Origin of the sequence: Mycobacterium sp., from assembly GCF_047975165.1 — a bacterium.
Classification (GTDB): Bacteria; Actinomycetota; Actinomycetes; order Mycobacteriales; family Mycobacteriaceae; genus Mycobacterium.
The window spans coordinates 39,993-55,759 of record NZ_JBKECZ010000105.1; the positions used below are offsets into that span (position 1 = coordinate 39,993).

Here is a 15,767-nt window from a genome sequence, read left to right on the forward strand (position 1 = left end):
CACAACAACATCTAAAAACAGTTCGAACCGCAACAACACATCAATTCGGTTTGTACACAACATATTACGAAGGGAACCAGCCGTGGCTGCCAGTCAAGAAGAAATTATCGCCGGTATCGCCGAGATCATCGAAGAGGTCACCGGCATCGAGCCCTCCGAGGTCACCCCGGAGAAGTCGTTCGTCGACGACCTGGACATCGACTCGCTGTCGATGGTCGAGATCGCGGTGCAGACCGAGGACAAGTACGGCGTGAAGATCCCCGACGAGGACCTCGCCGGCCTGCGCACCGTCGGCGACGTCGTGGCCTACATCCAGAAGCTCGAGGAAGAGAACCCCGAGGCTGCCGAGGCGCTGCGCGCCAAGCTGGAGAGCAAGTGACGAAGCCTTCCACTGCTAACGGCGGTTACCCCAGCGTTGTGGTAACCGCCGTCGCGGCGACGACTGCGCTCGCGCCGGACATCGAGAGCACGTGGAAGAGTTTGCTGGCCGGCGAGAGCGGTATCCACGTTCTCGAAGACGACTTCGTCACCAAGTGGGATCTTCCGGTCAAGATCGGCGGGCACCTCAAGGAGTCCGTCGACGCTCAAATGGGCCGGCTCGACATGCGCCGCATGTCCTACGTCCAGCGGTTGGCCAAGTTTCTCAGCGGTCAGCTGTGGGAATCCGCGGGCAGCCCCGAGGTCGACCCCGATCGGTTCACGGTCGTCGTCGGCACCGGCCTGGGTGGTGCCGAGCGGATCGTCGAGAGCTACGACCTGATGAACGAAGGCGGCCCCCGCAAGGTGTCGCCGCTGGCCGTGCAGATGATCATGCCCAACGGCGCGGCCGCCGTGGTGGGTTTGCAGCTCGGCGCCAAGGCCGGGGTGATCACCCCGGTGTCGGCGTGTTCGTCGGGTTCGGAGGCCATTGCCCACGCGTGGCGCCAGATCGTCATGGGTGACGCCGATATCGCCGTCTGCGGCGGCGTCGAGGGGCCGATCGAGGCCCTGCCGATCGCTGCCTTCTCGATGATGCGGGCCATGTCGACGCGCAATGACGAGCCCGAACGCGCCTCGCGCCCGTTCGACAAGGACCGCGACGGCTTCGTGTTCGGCGAGGCCGGGGCCATGATGCTCATCGAGACCGAGGAGCACGCCAAGGCCCGCGGCGCCAAGCCGCTGGCCCGGCTGCTGGGCGCCGGGATCACCTCCGACGCCTTCCACATGGTGGCACCCGCCGCCGACGGCGTTCGGGCCGGCCGGGCGATGCAGCGGTCGATGGAGCTGGCGGGCTTGTCCCCCGGCGATATCGACCATGTGAATGCGCACGGGACCGCGACCCCGATCGGCGATGCCGCCGAGGCCAATGCGATCCGGGTGGCCGGGTGCGAGAAGGCCGCGGTCTACGCGCCGAAGTCGGCACTCGGGCACTCCATCGGCGCGGTCGGCGCCCTGGAGTCGTTGCTCACCGTGCTCGCCCTCCGCGACGGCGTCATCCCTCCGACGCTGAACTACGAAACCCCGGATCCCGAGATCGACCTCGACGTCGTCGCGGGCGAACCCCGGTACGGCGATTTCCAATACGCGATCAACAACTCGTTCGGATTCGGCGGCCACAACGTGGCACTCGCTTTCGGGCGGTACTAGAGCGGGATTAGGAAGGAACGTTCGCAGAAACCATGACAGAGTTGGTCACCGGGAAAGCCTTCCCGAACGTGGTCGTCACGGGCATTGCCATGACGACGGCACTGGCGACCGACGCCGAGAACACCTGGAAGTTGTTGTTGGACGGCCGGAGCGGGATCCGGACCCTCGAGGACCCCTTCATCGAACAATACGGCCTTCCGGTGCGCATCGGCGGACACCTGCTTGAGGAATTCAACAGCCAGCTGACGCGGGTCGAGCTGCGCCGGACCTCGTACCTGCAGCAGTTGTCGACGATTGTGGGCCGGCGGGTGTGGGAGAACGCCGGCTCACCCGAGGTGGACACCAATCGGCTGGCGGTTGCCATCGGCACCGGAATGGGGTCATCCGAAGAACTGGTCTTCGGCTACGACGCCATGCGCGAACGCGGCTTCAAGGCGATCTCCCCGCTGGCCGTGCAGAAATTCATGCCCAACGGTCCTGCCGCCGTGGTCGGTCTGGAGCGTCACGCCAAGGCCGGCGTGATGGCCCCGGTATCGGCGTGTGCGTCGGGCTCCGAAGGCATCGCGCGGGCGTGGCAGCAGATCGTGCTCGGCGAAGCCGACATCGCGATCTGCGGGGGTATCGAGACCCAGATCGAAGCGGTGCCCATCGCCAGTTTCGCCAACATGCGAATCGTCATGTCGGCCAACAACGACAATCCGGCCGGTGCCTGCCGCCCGTTCGACCGGGACCGCGACGGTTTCGTCTTCGGCGAGGCCGGTGCGCTGCTGGTGATCGAAACCGAGGAGCACGCCAAGGCGCGCGGCGCCAACATTCTGGCCCGCATCATGGGAGCCAGCGTCACCTCCGACGGTTTCCACATGGTTGCCCCCGACCCCAACGGCGCTCGAGCCGGGCACGCGATCACCCGGGCGGTCCAGCTCGCCGGCCTCACCCCCACCGACATCGATCACATCAACGCCCACGCCACCGGCACCCAGGTCGGCGACGTCGCCGAGGGTAAGGCGATCAACAACGCGATGGGCAGCCACAAACCCGCGGTGTACGCGCCCAAGTCGGCCCTGGGCCACTCGGTGGGCGCCGTCGGCGCCGTGGAGTCGATCCTGACGGTGCTCGCTCTGCGCGACCAGGTGGTCCCGCCGACGCTGAACCTGGAGAACCTCGATCCCGAGATCGACTTGGACGTCGTCGCGGGCAAGCCGCGGCCGGGCAACTACCAGTACGCCGTCAACAACTCGTTCGGGTTCGGCGGACACAACGTGGCGATCGCCTTTGGACGGTACTGAGCAATGCCGCCGCCCCCAAGAGCATCCCTGTGGAAACTAGGAGAATTGCGATGACGACCATGGCCCCAGAGATGGTTGGTGAAACGCTCGACCCGCGCGACCCGCTGCTGCGTCTGAGCAACTTCTTCGACGACGGCAGCCTGGAGCTGCTGCACGAGCGTGACCGCTCCGGTCTGCTCGCCGCCGCGGGCACCGTCAACGGGGTGCGCACCATCGCGTTCTGCACCGACGGCACCGTCATGGGCGGTGCCATGGGCACCGAGGGCTGCCAGCACATCGTGGACGCCTACGACACCGCGATCGAGGAGCAGAGCCCGATCGTGGGCATCTGGCACTCCGGGGGCGCCCGGTTGGCCGAAGGTGTGCGGGCCCTGCACGCGGTCGGCATGGTCTTCGAGGCCATGATCCGGGCCTCGGGCTACATTCCGCAGATTTCGGTGGTCGTCGGCTTCGCCGCGGGTGGTGCAGCCTACGGCCCGGCGCTGACCGACGTCATCGTGATGGCGCCGGAAAGCCGGGTGTTCGTCACCGGGCCCGACGTGGTGCGCAGCGTCACCGGCGAGGACGTGGACATGGCCTCGCTGGGCGGCCCGGAAACCCACCACAAGAAGTCCGGGGTGTGCCACATCGTCGCCGACGACGAACTCGACGCCTACACGCGCGGACGCGATCTCGTCGGACTTTTCTGCCAGCAGGGCCATTTCGACCGCAGCAAGGCCGAGGCCGGCGACACCGACATCAAGGCGCTCATGCCCGAGTCCGCTCGCCGGGCCTACGACGTGCACCCGATCGTGGCCGCGATCCTCGACCAGGACGCACCATTCGCGGAGTTCCAGGCCAAGTGGGCACCGTCGATGGTGGTCGGGCTGGGCCGGTTGTCGGGCCGCACGGTTGGCGTGCTGGCCAACAACCCGCTGCGCCTGGGCGGCTGTCTGAACTCCGAAAGCGCCGAGAAAGCAGCGCGTTTCGTGCGTCTGTGCGACGCGTTCGGCATTCCGCTGGTGGTGATCGTCGACGTGCCCGGGTACCTGCCCGGTGTCGACCAGGAGTGGGGCGGCGTCGTGCGGCGCGGCGCCAAACTGCTGCACGCCTTCGGCGAGTGCACGGTGCCGCGGGTGACGCTGGTGACCCGAAAGATCTACGGCGGGGCCTACATTGCGATGAACTCCCGTTCCCTCAACGCGACGAAGGTGTTCGCCTGGCCGGACGCCGAAGTCGCCGTGATGGGCGCCAAGGCCGCGGTCGGCATCCTGCACAAGCGCAAGCTGGCGGCTGCACCGGACCATGAGCGCGAGGCGCTGCACGAAGAATTGGCCGTCGAGCACGAACGCATCGCCGGTGGCGTGGACAGCGCCATCGACATCGGTGTGGTCGACGAGAAGATCGACCCCGCACACACCCGGAGCAAGCTGACCGAGGCGCTGGCTCAGGCTCCCGCCCGTCGCGGTCGCCACAAGAACATTCCGCTGTAAACAGCACGCCGGGACTCCAACGGCTCCGTCGGCCGCGCCGAAGGTTCCGACTACCCGCCGAACCCGGCCAGGAACTCTGCGGCCACCGCGGCAACCCGCTCGCGATCCCGCGTCACCAGTCCGATCCTTGTCCGCCGGTCCAGAATGTCGCCGGCTTCCAGCGCCCCTTCACAGGTGACGGCGTATTCGAATTCCGCCCGGGTCACGTCGATACCGTCGGCGACGGGTTCGGCGGGCCGCTCGCAGGATGCGCTCGCCAGCACATTGGCCGCTTCCGCCCCGAAGCGGGCGACCAGCGACTCCGGCAGCGGTATCCCGGACCCACCCGACACACCCGACACACCGCCATGCCCAGCCGGCCCCGGATTGGCCGGGGCGCCGACGAGCGGCAGGGTGCGCGTCCGGCAGGCACCGGCACCCAACCCGCGCAGGCCGATGGCCCGGTCGAGCACATCCTCGGCCATGTGCCGGTATTCGGTCAGCTTGCCGCCGACGACACTGATCACCCCGCCGGGTGATTCGAAGACGGCGTGGTTGCGGGAGACGTCGGCGGTGCGGCCCTCCCCGGTGTCGATCAACGGCCGCAGCCCCGCGTAGGCGCCGATCACCTCGGATTCGCCCACCTTGGTGCCCAGCGCGGTGTTGACCGTGTCCAGCAGGAACGCGATTTCCTGCGCCGAGGGTCGTGGCACATCGGGAATCGCGCCCGGGGCATCCTCGTCGGTCAGGCCGAGGTAGACCCGGCCCAGTTGCTCGGGCATGGCGAAGACGAAGCGGTTCAGCTCACCGGGAATGGGGATGGTCAGCGCCGCGCTCGGGTTGCCGAACACCGCGGCATCGAACACCAGATGAGTTCCGCGGCTGGGCCGCAGCTTCAACTCCGGGTCGATTTCGCCCGCCCAGACTCCGGCGGCGCTGACGACGGCGCCGGCGGAGACGTCGAACGACTGGCCGCTGCGCTGGTCGGTCAGCCGCACCGAGGTGCCGGTGGCCTCCGAGGCGGCGACATAGGTGAGGATCCGGGCACCGTATTGGGCTGCGGTACGCGCGACCGCCGTGACCAGCCGGGCATCGTCGATCAGTTGCCCGTCGTAGTTCAGCAATCCCCCGGCCAGACCCGCACGCTCGACGGTGGGCGCCATCTGAACGACACGGCGCGGGGAAACCCTGCGGGACCGGGGCAGAGTCGCCGACGGCGTGCGCGCCAGCACCCGCAGCGCGTCGCCCGCCAGGAAGCCGGTGCGCACCAGTGCGCGTTTGGCGTGATTCATCGATGGCAGCAGCGGGACGAGCTGAGGCATCGCCCGCACCAGGTGCGGGGCGGTGCGAGTCATCAGGATGCCGCGTTCCATGGCGCTGCGCCGCGCGATACCGACGTTGCCGGTCGCCAGGTAGCGCAGTCCGCCGTGCACCAGCTTGGAACTCCAGCGGCTGGTGCCGAACGCCAGATCGTGCTTTTCCACCAGGGCCGTGCGCAAACCCCGGGACGCCGCATCCAGGGCGATGCCGGCGCCGGTGATGCCGCCGCCGATGACGATGACGTCGAGGTCGGCGCCGTCGGCGAGTTCGGCCAGTTCGGCGGTGCGGCGGGTGGCGTTGAGCGCGGCAGAGTGTGCGGGCGGCTTTTCCATCAGGACAGGTATCCGTTCAGCGCGTGGGAGAGGTGGGCGGCCAGGGCGTGGTCGTCGAGGATCGGTTCGACGGCGTCGGCGGACTGGATGGTCGACTGGGCGATCAGCAGGATCATGGTCGCGAGTTGAACGGGGTCCCCTGCCCGGACGCTGCCCGCGCGCTGAGCAGCCGACAGCCGGGCCGCGAGTCCGTCCAGCAGGAACCGCCGGCCGGCGCCAAGGCGCTCGGCGATGGATTCCCCGGGGAGGTCCGACCGCATCACCGACATGATCAGGTCGTCGCGGCGCAATTGGCCGGCGACCGTGACTACCTGTTTCACCAGGGATGCCCGGTCGTCCCCGTCGAACCGCACCTGCCGCACCGCGTCGGCGATGTGGCCGGTCAGCAGGGTCGACACGATCGACTCGGTGTCCGGCCATCGGCGATACACCGTGGGCCGGCTTACCCCGGCGCGCCGGGCGATCTCGGCCAGGGTCACCCGATCCGCGCCGTAATCCAGCACGCAGCTTGCCGCCGCAGCAAGTATCCGATCCCCGATGTCCAGATCGGAATCATTACTAATTGACAGCATGTGTAATACTGTAACGCATGACACGTGTCGATGCACTGGTTCCGCCGATGAAGTGGAATGCCTGGGGCGACCCGGCGGCCGCCAGGCCGCTCTCCGGCGGAATCCGGTCACTACTCAAACAAGCTCTGGGACTTGAGGATTCGACCGAGGTCGAGCTACGCCCGGAGCAAGTCACACTACGCCCGTGTGCCTTGTCGCAAGCCGATCGGGACGGGCTCGCCGCACTCGTCGGCGCCGAGTTCTTTCGCACCGCCGACCATGACCGGTTGCTACACGCCGGCGGCAAGTCCACCCCAGACCTGCTGCGCCGCAAGGACACCGGCGTCCAGGACGCGCCCGACGCGGTACTGCTGCCCGGGGACGAGGAGGCCATCGCCGGAGTCCTGCGCTACTGCTCCGATCACGCTATCGCGGTCGTTCCGTTCGGCGGCGGGACCAGCGTGACCGGCGGTCTGGACCCCGCCCGGGGCCGGTTCACCGCCGTCATCTCGCTGGATCTACGTCGTTTCGACGAACTGCATCACCTGGACGACGTGTCCGGCATCGCCGAACTCGGTGCCGGCCTCAGCGGACCCGAAGCCGAGCGCCTGCTCGGCCAACAGGGCTTCTCCCTGGGACATTTCCCGCAGAGCTTCGAGTACGCCACCATCGGAGGCTTCGCGGCCACCCGATCCTCCGGCCAGGATTCGGCCGGGTACGGGCGCTTCGACGACATGGTCGTCGGCCTGCGGATGATCACCCCCGCCGGTGTGTGGGACCTCGGCCGGGTTGCCGCGTCGGCGGCCGGCCCCGATCTGCGCCAGATCGCGATCGGCTCCGAGGGCGTGCTCGGTGTCATCACCCGGGTGCGGCTGCGGGTGCATCCGGCACCGGAAACCACACGCTACGAGGCGTGGTCATTCCCGGACTTCGCCACCGGGGTCGAGGCGTTGCGTGCGGTGACACAAACCGGCACCGGGCCGACTGTGGTGCGACTGTCCGACGAAGCCGAGACCGGAGTCAGCCTGGCCACCCACGAATTGATCGGCGAGAACGATTCCACCGGTGGCTGTTTGGGCCTGACGCTGTTCGAGGGCACCGGTGCGCACACCGAGAGCCGGCACGCCGAGACGCGCGCGCTGATCGCAGCCCACGGCGGCACCTCGCTGGGGGCGGATCCGGCGCAGTCCTGGGAGCACGGCCGGTTCAGCGCGCCCTATCTGCGTGACTCACTGCTGGCCGCCGGCGCGCTGTGCGAGACGCTGGAAACCGCCACCGACTGGTCCAACATCGCCGCGCTCAAAGCCGCTGTCACCGAGGCGCTGACGTCGGCGCTGGCCGAATCGGGCACCCCGGCGCTGGTGATGTGTCACATATCGCACGTCTATCCCTCCGGCGCCTCGCTGTACTTCACCGTGGTCGCCGGGCAGCGCGGCAACCCGCTCGAACAGTGGTTGGCGGCCAAGAAGGCCGCCTGCGATGCCATCATGGCCACCGGCGGGACCATCACCCATCATCACGCGGTGGGCTCCGACCATCGGCCCTGGATGCGCGACGAGGTGGGCGATCTGGGCGTACAGGTGCTGCGCGCGATCAAGGCGTCGCTGGACCCCGCCGGAATCCTCAACCCCGGCAAGCTGATCCCGTGACACACCAGGATCCGGCCGCCGGGCGGTGTCACCGTCGCGAATTGGCGAAGGTGACCGCGCTGACCAATCCGGTATCCGGGCACGGGGCGGCCATCGAGGCGGCGCGGCGGGCGCTGACCCGGTTGCGTCAGCGCGGTCTGGAGGTCACCGAGATCATCGGTGACGACGCCCAGGACGCACGTCGCCTACTGGCCGCGGCGCTGGACAACGGCACCGACGGGGTCGTGGTCACCGGCGGCGACGGCGTCATCTCCAACGCACTGCAGGTGCTGGCCGGCACCGATGTGCCGCTGGGTATCGTTCCGGCGGGCACCGGCAACGACCACGCCCGCGAATTCGGCATTCCGACAAAGGATCCCGAAGCCGCCGCGGAGATCATCGTCAACGGTTGGACGGAAACCATCGACCTGGGCCGGATCCGCGATGACACCGGAGTCGACAAGTGGTTCGGCACGGTGGCGGCAACCGGTTTCGATTCCCTGGTGACCGATCGGGCGAATCGGATGACCTGGCCGCACGGCAGGTTGCGGTACTACATCGCAATGCTGGTCGAACTCTCGCAGTTGCGGCCGCTGACGTTCCGGCTGGCATTCGACGGGGCTCCGGCCGTCGAAACGGATCTCGCCCTGGCCACTTTCGGCAACACCCGCAGCTACGGCGGTGGCATGCTGATCTGCCCCAACGCCGACCACACCGACGGCCTGCTCGACATCACCATGGTGCACGCGGCGCCGCGCTCGAAGTTCCTGCGCGTCTTCCCCACCGTGATGAAGGGCACGCATGTAGAACTCGACGAGGTGACCACCGCGCGAGCCACGACGATCGACGTCGAGTGCCCCGGGATCAACGTCTACGCCGACGGCGACTTCGCCTGCCCCCTGCCGGCCCGGATCTCCGTGGTGCCGGCCGCACTGGAGGTGGTGCGGCCCGAACGTTGCTGACGTGCAACGAATGTCACCGATCTGTAACCAACCGATCTGTAACAGAACCCCCGCCGATTCCAACATCCCATCCAAATCCGGAGGAAACAATGCCCGAGCTCAGAACGGCCGCCGCGGTTTCGCTGGCGTCTGCCGGCCTCGCCACCGCATTGTGCCTGGCTCCGGCAGCCTCGGCGGGCGAGGTCGCCAGTTGGAACGGCGACTACATCCTGGTGTTGTCGACCAACGCAAAGTCCGGCACCAGCGTGGCGGCCAGGCAACCCGAGGTCGCCCACCGGACGAGCGTTTCGATCACCTCGAGCTGCACGGCGGATGTCTGTGTGGCCACCATCGACAATCCCCCGCCGCCGAAGAACGACACCATGCCGTCGTCGATCGAGTACACCTGGAACGGCGCGCAGTGGGTACGCGAGATGACGTGGCAGTGGGACTGCCTGTTGCCCGACGGCACCGTCGAGTACGACCCCGCGCATTCGATCACGGTCTACACCCCCGGCTCCTACGGCATCCTCACCGGGGTCTTTCACACCGAAATTTCCAGCGGCGCATGCGAGGGCAACGTCGACATCCCGGTGTCAGCGAAACCGGTTACAGTACCGGTCTATTAGCCGACGCCCCGGTTCAGCCAGGTCACCTCACCGGCGTCGCCGCCGTCCCGATACCGTTCCAGGGCCTCGTCCCACGCCGTGCCCAGCACCGAATCCAGCTCCGCGGCCAAGACGTCGGCACCCTGCGACATCATCGTCCGCAGCCGCATCTCCCCGACCATGATGTCGCCGTTGGCGCTCATCGCCCCGCTCCACAGACCGAGTTGCGGGGTGTGGCTGAATCGCTGCCCGTCGACTCCGGCGCTGGGATCCTCGGTGATTTCGAACCGCAGGACCGACCAGGAGCGCAGCGCGTTCGCCAGCCGGGCTCCGGTCCCGACCGGTCCCACCCAGTTGGTGACCGCACGCAACTGACCGGGCATGGCAGGCTGCGGGGTCCATACCAGGTTCGCCGCGGCCTGCAGGGTCGACGACAACGCCCACTCCACATGCGGGCACACCGCCGCGGGCGAGGCGTGGACATACACCACACCGGCCGTTACGTCGGCAAACTGATTCGACGCACGCATCTTCTTGCTCCTTCGGTTCCACGAGGGACGTCTTCCCCAACGACCTGGTGAATCCGACAGAACAGACGGCTTGTCGACAATTTTATGGAGTTTTGTGTGGCTTGCGTGTCTATTGTGCCCTGTGTGACCCCTGTTGCGCTAGTGTTCGTTCGCTTTTCCCGCGAACTCGGCCAAGATCGCGTCCGAAAGAGCTGGCCAGGGCTCCAGCGCCCAGCTGCCGAAATCGCGGTCGGTGAGCACCACTAGCGCCAGGTCGGCCTCGGGATCGGCCCACACGAAGCCACCCGCCTGGCCGAAGTGGCCGAACGTGCGCATCGAGTTGTGTGCTCCCGTCCAGTGCGGTGACTTCGAATCCCGCAGCTCGAATCCCAACCCCCAGTCGTTGGGGCGTTGACTGCCGTAGCCGGGCAGCACCCCGTCGAGGCCGGGGAACTGCACGGACGTCGCATCGGTGTGCATCTGGACCGACACCGTCGCCGGACGCAGCAGGTCACCGGCGAACCCGGCCAGGTCGGCGACCGTCGAAGCCCCCCCGAAACCGGCCGCGTCGGCACCCCCATCCAGCCCGGTCGCGGTCATGCCCAGTGGCTCGCACACCGCCTCGGTGAGATAGCGGCCGAACTCGATGCCCGATTCCGCCTCGATGGCCCGGGCCAGTACGGCGAACCCGTAGTTGGAATACATCCGGCGAGCAGCCGGGGCGGCCAGCACGTCGCCGGAATGCATCGCCAGCCCCGACGCGTGCGCCAGCAGGTGACGGATGGTGGAGCCGGGTGGTCCGGCCGCCGTGTCGAGGTCGACGACACCTTCCTCGACGGCGACCTGTGCGGCGCGGGCCACCAGCGGCTTGGTGACCGACGCCAGCGCGAACACCCGGTGGGTGTCGCCGTGGGCCGCCAGCACCCCGGCGGGGCCGACGACCGCCGCGGCGACGTTGGCGACCGGCCAGCCGCCCAGAGCCTCAAGTGCCGGCATCAGACCGTCACTTCCTGGCGATGTAGAAGTAGTTGAACGGGTCCGCCTCGGTCTCGGCGACCGTCACGTCGGCGAACCCCGCGTCGACGAGCATCGAGGTGGCCAGCTGCCGCCCCCACATCGCCCCGAGCCCGGCGCCGTCCAGCGCCAGCGACACAGTCATGCAATGCAGCATCGACGTCGTGTAGAGGTGGGTGGCCATCGGGTGATCCATGTTCTCCTCGAGCCGGCTCGACGCCTTGACGTCGGCCATCAGCAGCACACCGCCCGGCCGCAGCGCCCGGTGGATGTTGGCCAGGACGCGCGCCGGGTGCGCCTGGTCATGGATGGTGTCGAAGGCGGTGATGACGTCGTAGGCCCCGGCCTTGTCCATCCGGGTCAGGTCGTGGCTCTCGAAGGCGGAGTTGGTCAGCCCGAGCCGTTTGGCCTCCGCGGCGCCGGTGGCCAGTGCTTCGTCGGAGAAGTCGATACCGGTGAACCTGCTGGCCGGAAATGCCTGGGCCATCAGATTGCCGGCGTGGCCGCTGCCGCAACCGATGTCGGCCACATCCGCTCCCGCGCGCAGGCGGTCGACCAGCCCGTCGACCAGCGGCAGCACACCGTCGATGAGTCCGGCGTCGAACACCACCCCGCTCATCTCGGCCATCAGCGCGTGGAAGCGGGGGTACTCGCGGTAGTGCAGCCCGCCGCCGCCCCGGACGCAGCCGATGATCTTCTGCTCGACCTCGCTCAGCAGCGGTACGAACTGGGCGATCACCGCCAGGTTCTTGGCGCCGGCCGCCCGCGTAAGCACCCCTGCGCGGTGGGCGGGCAGCACGTAGGTCGCGCTGTCGGGGTCGTAGTCGACGACCCGGCCGGTTGTCATGCCGCCCAACCATTCCCGGACGTAGCGTTCGTCGAGCCCCGCCGCGTCGGCAATCTGCTTGCTGTCCGACGGCGGCAGCCCGGCCATGGTCTGAAGCAGTCCGGTCTGGTGGCCGATACTCACCAGGATCGCCAGGCTCGCGCTGTCGATGGCCGCGACCATCCGGTCGCTGAATTCCTCGGTGGTTTCGGTCTCTGTCGTCTGCGCCGCGTCTGCTCTGTCCGCCGTCTCTGCTGCCGTCACGACCGCGACGCTACACCCGGCGGCACCCCGGTTAAGTTGAATCCATGAGCCAGACAGTGCGCGGAGTCATTTCCCGGTCCAAGGGGCAACCGGTCGAACTGGTCGACATCGTCATCCCCGATCCGGGGCCCGGGGAGGTCGTCGTCAAGATCGCCGCCTGCGGCGTCTGCCACACCGACCTGACCTACCGCGAAGGCGGCATCAACGACGAATACCCGTTCCTGCTCGGCCACGAGGCCGCCGGCACCGTCGAGGCGGTCGGGCCGGGCGTCGCCAATGTCGCCCCGGGAGACTTCGTGATCCTGAACTGGCGCGCGGTGTGCGGTCGGTGCAGAGCCTGCCGGCGTGGACGCCCGCAGTTGTGCTTCGACACCTTCAACGCCGAACAGAAGATGACACTGACCGACGGCACCGAGCTCACACCCGCACTGGGTATCGGGGCGTTCGCCGACAAGACGCTGGTGGCCGCCGGGCAGTGCACCACGGTCGATCCCGGCGCCGATCCCGGCGTCGCCGGACTGCTGGGCTGCGGGGTGATGGCCGGCCTGGGTGCGGCGATCAACACCGGCGGCGTGACCCGCGACGACACCGTCGCGGTGATCGGCTGCGGCGGGGTGGGCGATGCCGCGATCGCCGGGGCGGCGCTGGTCGGCGCGAAGAAGATCATCGCGGTGGACACCGACGACACCAAGCTCGGCTTGGCGCGCACGTTCGGCGCCACCCACACCGTCAACGCCCGCCAGGGCGACGTCGTCGCGGCGATCCAGGATCTCACCGGGGGCTTCGGCGCCGACGTGGTGATCGACGCCGTCGGCCGGCCGGAAACCTGGAAGCAGGCGTTCTACGCCCGCGATCTGGCCGGGACCGTGGTGCTGGTCGGGGTGCCGACACCCGACATGCGGCTGGACATGCCGCTGGTGGATTTCTTCTCCCGCGGCGGTTCGCTGACATCGTCGTGGTACGGAGACTGCCTGCCCGAGCGCGACTTCCCCACCCTGGTCGACCTCTACCTGCAGGGCCGGCTACCGCTGGAGAAGTTCGTCTCCGAGCGGATCGGGCTGGACGATATCGAAGAGGCGTTTCACAAGATGCACGGCGGCACGGTGTTGCGCTCGGTGGTGATGCTCTGATGGCGTCGGCGCAGCAGCGCATCGCCCGGGTCGTGACGCACGGAACCTTCGAACTCGACGGCGGCAGTTGGGAAGTCGACAACAACATCTGGCTGGTCGGTGACGACTCCGAGGTCGTGGTGTTCGACGCCGCACACCGCGCCGAGCCCATCGTGGACGCCGTCGGCGACCGCAATGTGGTCGCGGTGATCTGCACGCACGGCCACAACGACCACGTGACGGTGGCCCCCGAGCTCGCCACTTTACTCGACGCCCCGGTGCTGCTGCATCCCGCCGACGAGGTGCTCTGGCGAATGACTCACCCGGAGCACGACTTTCGCGCGATCGCCGACGGTCAGACGGTGCGGGTGGCCGGCACCGAGTTGCGGGCGCTGCACACGCCGGGGCACTCCCCGGGATCGGCGTGCTGGCATGCCCCGGAGTTGGGCGTCGTGTTCAGCGGCGACACGCTATTCTCGGGCGGTCCGGGGGCCACCGGACGCTCGTACTCGGATTTCCCGACGATCCTGCGGTCGATCTCCGAGCGGCTGGGCCAACTACCCGCGCAGACCGTCGTGCACACCGGTCACGGCGACAGCACGACGATCGGCGAGGAGATCGTCCACTACGAACAGTGGGTGGCCCGGGGTCATTAGCGCATGACGCTACTCAGCCACTGCACCAAGCTGAAGTAGCCGGCGTTGAACGAGCCGGTGTTGAAGTAGCCGGAGGCATAGGCGGACTCGGTGCCGGTAGCGCCGGGGTTGAAGGGGTTGACAACGGGAACACCGGTGTTGAACCAGCCGGAAGCGCGCCCGTTCGCCACCTCGCCGCCTTGGAAGTTGTTGTAGAACCCCGAGACGGGGCCTCGGCCCTGCCCCGGATCCCACGGCGGCGGCGGGGTCGAAGGGACACCAACGATGTTGCCGAAGCCCGAGGTGTACATGGGGCCGCTGTTGCCGTAGCCCGAAGTTTCCAGGGGTCCGTCGATGTTGAAGAACGACCCGGTATTGCGCTCGCCGGAGTTGTAGTTTCCGGTGTTGCCCCAGCCGGAGTTCCCGTTGAAGGTATTGAAGTGGCCGCCGTTGAAGTTTCCGGTGTTGCCGGAACCGGCGTTGCCGTGACCGGTGTTGACCAGACCCGAATTCCCGAAACCGGTGTTGCCCTCGCCGCCGTTGCCGAAACCGAAGTTCAACAGCTCGCTGTTGCCGAAACCGACGTTGCCCATGCCGGAGTTGCCGATCCCCAGACCCTGGAACTTGCCCAGATCGTCGGGATTGAGATTGTGCCCGGAGTTGAAGAAGCCGACATTGCCGTCACCGGAGTTGAAGAACCCGATATTTCCCGTGCCGGAGTTGAACAACCCGAGGTTGCCGGTGCCGTTGTTCCCGTCCAAATGGAACAGCCCGGTCGCATTGTCGTAGTAGGCGCCACCGAACCCGATCAGGTTCTCCCCGGACAGGCCGAATCCGATGTTGTTGGCGCCGGTGTTGCCGAAGCCCAGGTTGCGGGTACCGGTGTTACCGATACCCTGATTCAAGTCACCACTATTGCCGAAACCCACATTGTTGAACCCGATTGCCTGTTGGCCAGTGGTCGTGATGCCACTGTTGCCCATACCAATATTTCCCGAACCCACGTTGCCGGCGCCGATATTCCACGCACCCAAGTTGCCGGCGCCGAGGTTCTGGATACCGATATTGCCGCCACCGGTATTACCGCTGCCGAGGTTGCCGAAACCATTGTTGCCCGCACCCGTACCAATGGGGGGATCAGTTCCGAACAGCGCATCGTTGTTCAGTGAAATCGTGGGGTCGGCCAAGATCTCGGCATCGGTGGTGTTGCCGGCACCGATATTGCCCCCGCCCTTGTTCCCCGCACCATAGTTCGGGGCCTCCTCGGCGGCACTGCCCACTGCCGCCGCGCTGGCACCACTGCCGAACAGCCCGCCGATCACCGGCAGCCCCTGCAACGCCTGCCCCCACGACGACAACTGCTCCGCCGCCGCCGACGCACCCCCGTAATAGCCGAACATCGCCGCCACATCAGCGGCCCAGAATTCTTCGTAGATACCTTCGGCCGCGGCGATCATCGGCCCGTTGAGCCCCAGGAAATTCGAGCGCACCAGCTGCACGAAGGCATTGCGGTTCGCGGCAATCGCCTCCGGGTTGATCATCGCCGACTTCGCCGTCTCGAACGCACCAGCCACCGCATTGGCCTGACCCGACGCACCCAGGGCGCGGGTGGCTGCCGCCTCCAGGAACGCCGCATAGGGTGCCGCGGCATTGGCCATCGCCGCCGC

At 67.6% G+C, this 15,767-nt stretch carries 15 protein-coding genes; 9 read left to right on the plus strand and 6 right to left on the minus strand.

All coding sequences use genetic code 11. From position 1 onward, the window contains the following. The first annotated feature begins 82 nt into the window (after nt 1-82). The 4 genes from acpM to ACK5M9_RS11590 are packed head-to-tail and all read left to right on the plus strand — an operon-like array spanning nt 83 to nt 4,384. Nucleotides 83-379 carry a meromycolate extension acyl carrier protein AcpM gene (gene acpM / locus ACK5M9_RS11575; protein WP_416893306.1) on the plus strand — a complete coding sequence of 99 codons (297 nt, stop codon included), beginning with the start codon at nt 83-85 and terminating at the stop codon, nt 377-379. Beyond that, a complete protein-coding gene (gene kasA / locus ACK5M9_RS11580; protein WP_416893307.1) occupies nt 376-1,626 on the plus strand; it encodes a 3-oxoacyl-ACP synthase KasA in 1,251 nt (416 codons plus the stop codon). Before acpM ends, kasA begins: the two co-directional genes overlap by 4 nt. A 32-nt stretch (nt 1,627-1,658) precedes the next feature. Beyond that, a complete protein-coding gene (kasB, locus tag ACK5M9_RS11585) occupies nt 1,659-2,912 on the plus strand; it encodes a 3-oxoacyl-ACP synthase KasB (RefSeq protein ID WP_416893308.1) in 1,254 nt (417 codons plus the stop codon). A 50-nt stretch (nt 2,913-2,962) separates the two neighbouring features. Then, nucleotides 2,963-4,384: an acyl-CoA carboxylase subunit beta gene (locus ACK5M9_RS11590; RefSeq protein ID WP_416893309.1), complete on the plus strand. Its 1,422-nt coding sequence runs from the start codon at nt 2,963-2,965 to the stop codon at nt 4,382-4,384. Nucleotides 4,385-4,434: 50 nt separating this feature from the next. On the opposite strand, the gene ACK5M9_RS11595 is transcribed toward ACK5M9_RS11590, so the two are convergent. Together ACK5M9_RS11595 and ACK5M9_RS11600 are read right to left on the minus strand one after the other, a co-directional pair. Then, nucleotides 4,435-6,015, minus strand: a complete 1,581-nt coding sequence (locus ACK5M9_RS11595) for a glycerol-3-phosphate dehydrogenase/oxidase (protein ID WP_416893310.1) — start codon at nt 6,013-6,015, stop codon at nt 4,435-4,437. Beyond that, on the minus strand, nt 6,015-6,587 hold the full coding sequence (locus tag ACK5M9_RS11600; protein ID WP_416893311.1) for a TetR/AcrR family transcriptional regulator: 573 nt from the start codon (nt 6,585-6,587) through the stop codon (nt 6,015-6,017). The genes ACK5M9_RS11595 and ACK5M9_RS11600 overlap by 1 nt, the downstream gene beginning before the upstream one ends. Nucleotides 6,588-6,634: 47 nt before the next feature. Here ACK5M9_RS11600 and ACK5M9_RS11605 point away from each other — a divergent pair, with 47 nt between their 5' ends. The 3 genes from ACK5M9_RS11605 (at nt 6,635) to ACK5M9_RS11615 (ending at nt 9,764) form a co-directional block, all read left to right on the plus strand. Further along, entirely contained in the window at nt 6,635-8,215 is a 1,581-nt protein-coding gene (locus ACK5M9_RS11605; RefSeq protein WP_416893325.1) for an FAD-binding oxidoreductase, read from the plus strand. Then, nucleotides 8,212-9,156 (plus strand): diacylglycerol kinase, encoded by a 945-nt coding sequence (locus ACK5M9_RS11610; RefSeq protein ID WP_416893312.1) that lies wholly within the window; start codon nt 8,212-8,214, stop codon nt 9,154-9,156. The genes ACK5M9_RS11605 and ACK5M9_RS11610 overlap by 4 nt, the downstream gene beginning before the upstream one ends. Nucleotides 9,157-9,245: 89 nt before the next feature. Next, nucleotides 9,246-9,764 carry a hypothetical protein gene (locus ACK5M9_RS11615; protein ID WP_416893313.1) on the plus strand — a complete coding sequence of 173 codons (519 nt, stop codon included), beginning with the start codon at nt 9,246-9,248 and terminating at the stop codon, nt 9,762-9,764. Here ACK5M9_RS11615 and ACK5M9_RS11620 read toward each other — a convergent pair. From ACK5M9_RS11620 to ACK5M9_RS11630, 3 genes are all read right to left on the minus strand, one after another. Next, the gene (locus tag ACK5M9_RS11620) at nt 9,761-10,273 is read right to left on the minus strand and encodes a DUF3145 domain-containing protein (protein ID WP_416893314.1); all 513 of its coding nucleotides are present in this window, start codon (nt 10,271-10,273) and stop codon (nt 9,761-9,763) included. The two genes, ACK5M9_RS11615 and ACK5M9_RS11620, sit on opposite strands and share 4 nt — an antisense overlap. 138 nt (nt 10,274-10,411) lie before the next feature. Further along, nucleotides 10,412-11,248: a serine hydrolase domain-containing protein gene (locus ACK5M9_RS11625; RefSeq protein ID WP_416893315.1), complete on the minus strand. Its 837-nt coding sequence runs from the start codon at nt 11,246-11,248 to the stop codon at nt 10,412-10,414. Nucleotides 11,249-11,255: 7 nt separating this feature from the next. Beyond that, nucleotides 11,256-12,275 (minus strand): class I SAM-dependent methyltransferase, encoded by a 1,020-nt coding sequence (locus ACK5M9_RS11630; protein ID WP_416893326.1) that lies wholly within the window; start codon nt 12,273-12,275, stop codon nt 11,256-11,258. Nucleotides 12,276-12,400: 125 nt separating this feature from the next. Here ACK5M9_RS11630 and ACK5M9_RS11635 point away from each other — a divergent pair, with 125 nt between their 5' ends. Together ACK5M9_RS11635 and ACK5M9_RS11640 are read left to right on the plus strand one after the other, a co-directional pair. Then, a complete protein-coding gene (locus ACK5M9_RS11635; RefSeq protein ID WP_416893316.1) occupies nt 12,401-13,486 on the plus strand; it encodes an S-(hydroxymethyl)mycothiol dehydrogenase in 1,086 nt (361 codons plus the stop codon). Then, nucleotides 13,486-14,121: an MBL fold metallo-hydrolase gene (locus tag ACK5M9_RS11640; RefSeq protein WP_416893317.1), complete on the plus strand. Its 636-nt coding sequence runs from the start codon at nt 13,486-13,488 to the stop codon at nt 14,119-14,121. Before ACK5M9_RS11635 ends, ACK5M9_RS11640 begins: the two co-directional genes overlap by 1 nt. Here the strand turns inward: ACK5M9_RS11640 and ACK5M9_RS11645 are convergent. Then, on the minus strand, nt 14,118-15,767 hold a 1,650-nt coding region (locus ACK5M9_RS11645; protein WP_416893318.1), incomplete at its 5' end, for a PPE family protein. The two genes, ACK5M9_RS11640 and ACK5M9_RS11645, sit on opposite strands and share 4 nt — an antisense overlap.